Here is a 7,845-nt window from a genome sequence, read left to right on the forward strand (position 1 = left end):
GTGCTTTTCCAGTATTAAAAGATATTTTATTTAAAGCATACGAATTAGGTATACAAGCAAAATTCACACCTATTATATTAGAAAATTACGAAAAATGGGTAACGCTTCAAGGTAAAAACCGCTATATCATTACTATTTTAGGAGAAAGATTAACTGCAGAACAAATTTCTAGAGTTACACACATTATTTCAGAAAAAAACCTAAATATAGACGCAATTAAAAGACTAACTGGAAGAAGATCTTTAATTGAAAAAGAAGAATATCCTAGAGCTTCTATAGAATTATCAATTAGAGGAAAAATAGATAATAAAGCAGAGTTTACCGAAAAATTTATGCAAATATCTAAAGAATTAAATGTTGATATCGCTTTTCAAGAAGACAATATTTATAGACGCAACAGGCGCTTAGTATGTTTCGACATGGACTCAACTTTAATTCAAACAGAAGTTATAGACGAACTAGCAGAACTAGCTGGAGTTGGAGAAGAGGTAAGAGCCATTACTGAGTCTGCAATGCAAGGTGAAATAGATTTTAATGAGAGTTTTAAAAAACGAATGAAACTTTTAAAAGGTCTAAAAGAGGAAGTGCTAAAAGATGTCGCAAAAAATTTACCTATTACAAAAGGAGCAAGACGTTTAATAGATACCCTAAAAAAATACGGTTTTAAAACAGCAATATTATCTGGAGGTTTTACCTACTTTGGCAACTATTTGCAAGAAGAATTAGGCATAGATTATGTGTATGCAAATCAACTAGAAATTATAGATGGTAAACTAACTGGTAATTATCTTGGTGAAATTGTTGATGGTAATAAAAAAGCAGAATACCTTAAAGAAATTGCAAAAAAAGAAGGTTTAAACATTAGTCAAACAATTGCTGTTGGTGACGGCGCAAATGATTTAGCTATGTTAAATTTAGCAGGATTAGGTATTGCTTTTCATGCAAAACCAAAAGTTAAAGATAATGCGCAAAGTGCAATTTCAAGTATTGGTTTAGATGGTGTTTTGTACTTATTAGGCTATCATGACAGACATATCGATTTGTTAGAATAACGTAATTGCTTTGTAATTTTCCTGCAAAAATTTAATTTATAATTAAAAACAAATAAACTGTTCATTATTTCTTCATAAATCTATATTAAAACCTTTAAAAAGACTACAAAAAATAATAACTTTGCATGGTTTTTTAGTTGTATTATAATATAACAACTCTTATCCTTAAAATTATATGCGCAAATTATTCTTATTACTTATTTTATATCTTGTTTCAACAGTTTTTTATGCACAAGAGACTACAAATCCTTTGTTAGCAAAAGATGTTGAAGGGCAAAAAAAATGGGTAGACAGCGTGTATACGTCATTAACATTAAAGGAAAAAATAGCACAATTATATATGGTGCAGGTCTTTTCGAGTCAAACAGAGGCAGAAAAGTCTAAAATTCTAGATTTAATAAAGACAAATAAAATTGGAGGCCTAATTTATTCTAAAGGAGGCCCTTATCGTCAAGCTAAGCTTAATAACGAATTACAAGCCGCTTCACAAATACCAATGCTTATTGGTATGGATGCTGAATGGGGATTAAGCATGCGTTTAGATTCTACATATGCTTTTCCATGGAACATGACTTTAGGAGCTATAAAAGACAATAGTTTAATTGAAGAAACTGGAAGACAATTGGGCGAACATTGTAAACGTTTAGGTGTTCATTTTAATTTCGCACCTGTGGTAGACATAAATACAAACCCTAAAAATCCAATAATTGGAAATCGGTCTTTTGGAGAGGATAGAGATAACGTAACTAATAAGTCTGCAGCATTCATGAAAGGTATGCAAAGTGCAGGTGTTTTAGCTAATGCTAAACATTTTCCTGGTCATGGTGATACAGAAGTAGATTCTCATGAAACATTGCCAACTGTTGCTTTCACTGCAAAACGTATAGATTCTGTAGAGTTGTATCCATATAAAACATTAATAAAAGAAGGGCTTTCTAGTGTTATGGTTGCCCATTTAAGCATACCTAGTTTAGAGCCTAGACAAGATTACCCATCATCAATATCTAAAAACATAGTAACAACTATACTAAAAGAAAGATTAGGATTTAAAGGTCTTATTTTTACAGATGCTTTAACCATGAAAGGTGCTTCAGATTTTGTCTTCGAAGGTTTAGATGGTAATACAGAAGATTCTAAAAACACTATTGGAAATATAGATTTAGCAGCTTTCTTAGCAGGTAACGATGTAATATTAATGTCTGTAGACGTTACTTCTGGAATAGAAAAACTAGAAAATGCCTTTAATAAAGGAGTAATTACTGAAGAGCGTTTAGCGCATTCGGTAAAAAAAGTACTACAAGCAAAATATAAAGTAGGTTTAAATAATTACAAACCAATTTCAAAACATAATTTAAGTGAAGATTTAAATCGATTATACGATGATATCTTATATGAAAAACTAATGGAAGCAGCAATCACTATTGCTCGTGATTCTACTAAAATATTGCCACTACGCCATTTGGAAACTAAAAAAATAGCATATGTTAAATTAGGTGATGATAATGGTTCGATATTTTTAAAGACTTTAAAGAAATATGCTCAAGTACATGAAATAAAAGCCGATAAACTGAGCGATTTAATTACAAAACTTCAAAACTATAATACTGTAATAGTAGGTTTTCATAAATCTAATGACAATCCTTGGAAATCTTATCAATTTTCAGATCAAGAATTAACATGGTTATATGAAATAGCGAGAACAAACACTGTTATTCTTGATGTATTTGCTATGCCTTATGCATTAATAGATTTACAAACTATTACCAATATAGAGAGTGTAGTTGTTAGTTATCAAAATAGTGAAATTGCTCAAGAAAGTTCGGCAGAAATTATTTTTGGAGCACTTGCAGCAAAAGGATATTTACCAGTATCTGCAGGACCAAATTTTAAGCTTGGTTCTGGTTTACAAACAAACTCACTAGAACGCTTGGGATATAGTATCCCTGAGCGAGTAGGACTAAGTTCTTATAAATTAAAAAAAGTAGACTCAATTGCCAATCATGCGGTAAATGCTGGTATGACACCAGGTATACAACTAATAGTTGCAAGAAAAGGAAAGATTGTTTACAATAAAAACTTTGGTCATCACACATACAATAAAGGTTCAGAGCCTGTAAAAGAAGATGATATATATGATGTTGCTTCACTTACTAAAATTGTTGCTACATTACCTTTATTAATGGAATTAGAAGAACAAGGCATTGTATCCTTAGATACTAAGCTTTCTACAATTTTGCCTTTTTATAAAAAATCTAATAAAAAGAATATAACAATCAAGAAAATGTTGTCTCATTATGCGCAACTAAAACCTTGGATTCCGTTTTATTATGCGACACTAGACTCTGTTACCAAACAACCTTCATCAAAATATTATAGTAAAAAACAAACAAGTAAATTTAATATCAAGATAGCCAATAATCTTTACATGAGAGAGGATTATAAAGATTCTATCCCAAAAATTATTAAGGATACAGACTTGTTAACACGTTTGCGATATCGCTATAGCGATTTACCATATTACATTCTAAAACAATATATTGAGAAGCATTACAATAAACCTTTAGATGAGTTAGTACAAGACCACTTTTATAAATCATTAGGAGCAAATAACACACACTATAACCCTTATAAAACTATTAGTAATTCTCGTATTCCACCAACAGAAGAAGACGATTATTATCGTTTTCAAAAAGTACAAGGTTATGTTCATGATATGGGAGCAGCAATGCAAGATGGTGTTGGAGGACATGCTGGTGTATTTAGTAATGCAAATGATATTGCTAAAATTATGCAAATGTATCTTCAAAAAGGCTATTATGGAGGTGTACGCTATTTAAAACCAGAAACTCTAGATAAGTTTAATACCTGCTATTATTGTGATAAAGAAGTAAGAAGAGGTATTGGTTTCGATAAGCCACAACTAGGAGATTCTGGACCAACTTGTGGATGCGTATCCATGACAAGTTTTGGTCATTCTGGCTTTACAGGAACCTATACTTGGGCAGATCCTGACGAAGAGTTAGTATATGTTTTAATGGCGAATAGAACGTATCCAACCTCAAAAGGTAAAAACATGTTGTTAAGAGCAGATATTAGAACAAATATCCAAGAAGCTATTTACGAAGCCATTAATAGATAGTATTATTTAGTCTAAAAGTTAAATAGAAATTAATATGTAAGTATTTTACATTTTAACTACTAATAAAAAAAGAGTAAACCGAAATATGAAAATAGGCATTGTTTGTTATCCAACATTTGGAGGAAGTGGAGTTGTAGCTACAGAATTAGGATTAGAACTTTCTAAACGTGGTCATACTATTCATTTTATAACTTATAATCAACCTGTTCGATTAGAATTATTAGGTATTAATATATACTACCACGAAGTTAATGTTCCAGAATATCCATTATTTCATTATCAGCCCTATGAATTAGCTTTATCTAGTAAATTAGTAGATATGGTAAAGTTACATGATATAGAAATTCTGCATGTGCATTACGCTATACCTCATGCTTACGCAGCATATATGGCTCAAAAAATGTTACTAGAAGATAACATATATGTACCAATAGTAACAACACTTCATGGAACAGATATAACATTAGTTGGTAATCATCCGTTTTATAAACCTGCCGTAACATTTAGTATCAATAAATCTGATGCTGTAACAGCAGTATCTAAAAGCTTAAAAGACGATACTTTACGTTTATTTAATATTAAGAGAGAGATAAATGTTGTAACAAACTTTATAGATTTAAGTAAGTTTAATCATGGTTTTACAGATTGTCAGCGTGCAATGATGGCAAACGACAACGAGAAAATTATAACTCATATCAGTAATTTTAGAGAAGTTAAACGTATTCCAGATATTATAAACATTTTCTATAACGTTCAAAAAGAAATACCAGCAAAACTAATGATGGTAGGCGAAGGGCCTGATCGCGAACCTGCAGAAAGATTGTGTAGAGAACTAGGGATTTCTGACAAGGTTGTATTCTTTGGTAATAGTAATGAAATAGATAGAATTTTATGTTTTAGTGATCTCTTTTTACTACCAAGTGAAACCGAAAGTTTTGGTCTATCTGCTTTAGAAGCAATGGCTTCTGGTGTACCAGTAATATCAAGTAATACAGGTGGTATTCCTGAAGTTAATGAAGACAGTTTTTCTGGTTACTTAAGTAATGTTGGAGATGTTACTGAAATGAGTAAAAATGCTATTAAAGCTTTAAAAGATGAAACGCTTTTGGCTAAATTAAAGCTTAATGCAAAAGCTCAAGCACAAAAATTTGACATCCATAATATTGTACCACAATATGAAGCTATCTATGAAAAAACACTTGAAACTTGTATGAATTCTCTTAATATTTAATTAGAATTAAAATCTCTAGTTGGCCTTGCTGCTTCAGGACTTTCGTCTTGCAAGTAAATTTTATATTCTTTAGCAAATTCGGAATCACTACCGTAGTATAAGTCTACAAGTTGATCTGTTGATAGTGAGTATAACAAAAGCCCAAAACCTCCAATAATTATAAATCTTAAAAAATTAATTCTAATAAACTGTCTACGTCCTTTTAAATAAAATATTAAAATAGTAATTAGTAGAAGTGCTAAAAGCACTAAACCAATACCTAGGTTAACATGTCCATAAGGCCAAAATTGCAATTTAAATAGTATGTGAATTGAAATTATAGAAAATGTAAAACCAGTTGCTATAGAACCAAAAATCCTTAATTTTGAAATGTTTTGATAAGATTTCTTTTTAGATAGAGCTCTCAAACCTACTTTATTTAGAATTGCAAAACCAAAATAAAAGTATAGCATAGATAAAAAAAGGATACCTAAACTTAGTATTTCGCTACCATAAGGCCAATGTATCAATTTGATTATTAATCCTAATATTGCTATGAAGACAAATACAATTTCTGCTTTTCTCATTTTTTAAAATTTTAATATAAATTAACAATAATATAAAGAGTTACATACGTTTTATTTTTAAACTCCTGTCGTATTTATTCATAATTAAAAAATAAATACTAACTTTCTATTCAAATCAATCTCAAGTAAACCAAAGTATTATGAACAGAAAATCCTTCCTTAACCTTACAGCAAGAGCAGGCTTGTTTTTAGGTGTTACACCTTCATTAATTGCATGCGCAAACGATGAAAAATCAGAAAAAGAAATACTTCAAGAGTTGTTAAAAACCGAAAAAGTATTAGGCAATTCTGTAAACTTAACTACACAAGCCATTAGCAATGTGAGAGTAGGAATTATTGGAATGGGAAATAGAGGTAGTGTACTCATTCAAATGTTCGAGTATTTAATTAAAAATAAGCATGCAGAAATTGTTGCTTTATCTGATATAATTGAAGAAAAACTACAAAAAAATCAAGCATATTTAAAAACCATTCAAGATAAATTAGCAACGTTATATTTTAAAGATAAAGACGATTGGAAAAATCTTGCCAAACGAGACGATATAGATCTAATTTTAATTGCGACTCCTTGGGAATACCACACAGAAATGTCTGTTTTTGGAATGGAAAACGGAAAACATGTGGCCTGCGAGCAACCAATGGCAATGACTTTAAAAGATTGCTGGAAACTAATAGAAGTTGCAGAGCGTACAAAACAACATTGTATGTATATGGAAAACTGTTGTTTTAATGGAGAAGAACTTTGGGTGTTAAATATGATAGATCAAGGTGTTTTTGGTGATATTAATCACGCAGAAGGTGCTTATATTCATGATTTACGTAAACACATGATGCATGAAACGTATTATGAAGACCAATGGCGAATAAAACATCATGAAACTACAAATGCAAATATATATCCAGGACATGGCTTAGGACCTGTAAGTATGTATATGGATATTGGTCGAGGCGATAATTATGATCATTTAGTAAGTATGAGTTCTCGAGAACAAAGCCTGAGTTATGGTGCAAAACAAGAAAATTTTAAAACACAAGAATTTGCATGTGGTGATATGAATACCACACTAATTAGAACAAAAAAAGGTAAAACCATAATGTTGCAATTTGATACCCATACTGGTAGACCATATTCACGTTTAAATACAGTTACTGGTACAAAAGCAGTACATCAAGGCTATCCTTCACGTTTATATTTAGGACATGATGAGTTACAATGGTCTCATGGTTGGTTAAAAGACGACGACTATAAAACATATAGAGAAAAATACGACCATCCGCTTTGGAAAAAAATAAAAGAACAAATTGACGCTAATGCTGTTGGACATGGCGGAATGGATTTTGTTATGGTTTATAGATTAATTCGTTGCCTAAATCAAGGGTTACCATTAGATATAAACTTATACGATAGTGTAATGTGGAGTGCTATTACACCGCTTTCTGAATTATCTGTAGCAAACCAAAGTGCTAGCATTAAAATACCGGATTTCACAGGTGGAACTTGGGACAAACAGCGTAAAGCAGAAGTTTTAAGAGATATACTCTAAACCAAAAGTTTTATTAGTTATTTCTTTAATAGCTTTATAGTTTTTAATAACACTTTTTACTAAAGCAAATTGGTTTTTTGCACGTACAAGGTTATAGTTATTATAGGCTATTTTGTAGTATTTATCGTCGTTTAAAAAATCGATTAAAAAGCGTAAGCCCATGATGTAAATAATAGTTTTTACAGCAAGAGGTAAATGTGTGATTTCAGTCTTTGTTAATAGCTTTTTAGTTGAAATAGCGAAGCCTTCACAATACGCTTCGTAATAATCTAGTTTAATTTTAATAGCGTAAAAATTGTTATTATCTTCTTCC

General features: G+C 30.7%; 5 protein-coding genes and 1 pseudogene. 4 read left to right on the plus strand and 2 right to left on the minus strand.

Annotated features, from left to right (window positions below):
• From serB to bshA, 3 genes are all read left to right on the plus strand, one after another.
• Positions 1-1,052 (plus strand): phosphoserine phosphatase SerB (serB, locus tag QNK89_RS01740; protein WP_340169255.1); only part of this gene is annotated, 1,052 nt, incomplete at its 5' end.
• A 175-nt stretch (positions 1,053-1,227) separates the two neighbouring features.
• Complete coding sequence (locus QNK89_RS01745) at positions 1,228-4,191, plus strand: glycoside hydrolase family 3 N-terminal domain-containing protein (protein ID WP_340169256.1); 2,964 nt, start codon at positions 1,228-1,230, stop codon at positions 4,189-4,191.
• Between the two features lie 85 nt (positions 4,192-4,276).
• Positions 4,277-5,422, plus strand: a complete 1,146-nt coding sequence (bshA, locus tag QNK89_RS01750) for an N-acetyl-alpha-D-glucosaminyl L-malate synthase BshA (protein ID WP_340169257.1) — start codon at positions 4,277-4,279, stop codon at positions 5,420-5,422.
• On the opposite strand, the gene QNK89_RS01755 is transcribed toward bshA, so the two are convergent.
• Complete coding sequence (locus QNK89_RS01755) at positions 5,419-5,988, minus strand: hypothetical protein (RefSeq protein WP_340169258.1); 570 nt, start codon at positions 5,986-5,988, stop codon at positions 5,419-5,421. The two genes, bshA and QNK89_RS01755, sit on opposite strands and share 4 nt — an antisense overlap.
• A 140-nt stretch (positions 5,989-6,128) precedes the next feature.
• On the opposite strand from QNK89_RS01755, the gene QNK89_RS01760 reads away from it, so the two are divergent.
• Positions 6,129-7,532, plus strand: a complete 1,404-nt coding sequence (locus QNK89_RS01760) for a Gfo/Idh/MocA family oxidoreductase (RefSeq protein WP_340169259.1) — start codon at positions 6,129-6,131, stop codon at positions 7,530-7,532.
• Here the strand turns inward: QNK89_RS01760 and QNK89_RS01765 are convergent.
• Positions 7,515-7,845, minus strand: a pseudogene (locus tag QNK89_RS01765) (aminoglycoside phosphotransferase family protein); the annotation flags it as partial. The gene QNK89_RS01760 and the pseudogene QNK89_RS01765 overlap by 18 nt on opposite strands.

Source organism: Lacinutrix sp., from assembly GCF_037625555.1.
Classification (GTDB): Bacteria; Bacteroidota; Bacteroidia; order Flavobacteriales; family Flavobacteriaceae; genus Lacinutrix.

Bases quoted from the DNA above. Each gene is read 5' to 3' on its own strand.
- QNK89_RS01760 (WP_340169259.1), top strand. From the start codon at position 6,129: ATGAACAGAAAATCCTTCCTTAACCTTACAGCAAGAGCAGGCTTGTTT.
- QNK89_RS01745 (WP_340169256.1), top strand. From the start codon at position 1,228: ATGCGCAAATTATTCTTATTACTTATTTTATATCTTGTTTCAACAGTT.
- bshA (WP_340169257.1), top strand. From the start codon at position 4,277: ATGAAAATAGGCATTGTTTGTTATCCAACATTTGGAGGAAGTGGAGTT.
- QNK89_RS01755 (WP_340169258.1), bottom strand. From the start codon at position 5,988: ATGAGAAAAGCAGAAATTGTATTTGTCTTCATAGCAATATTAGGATTA.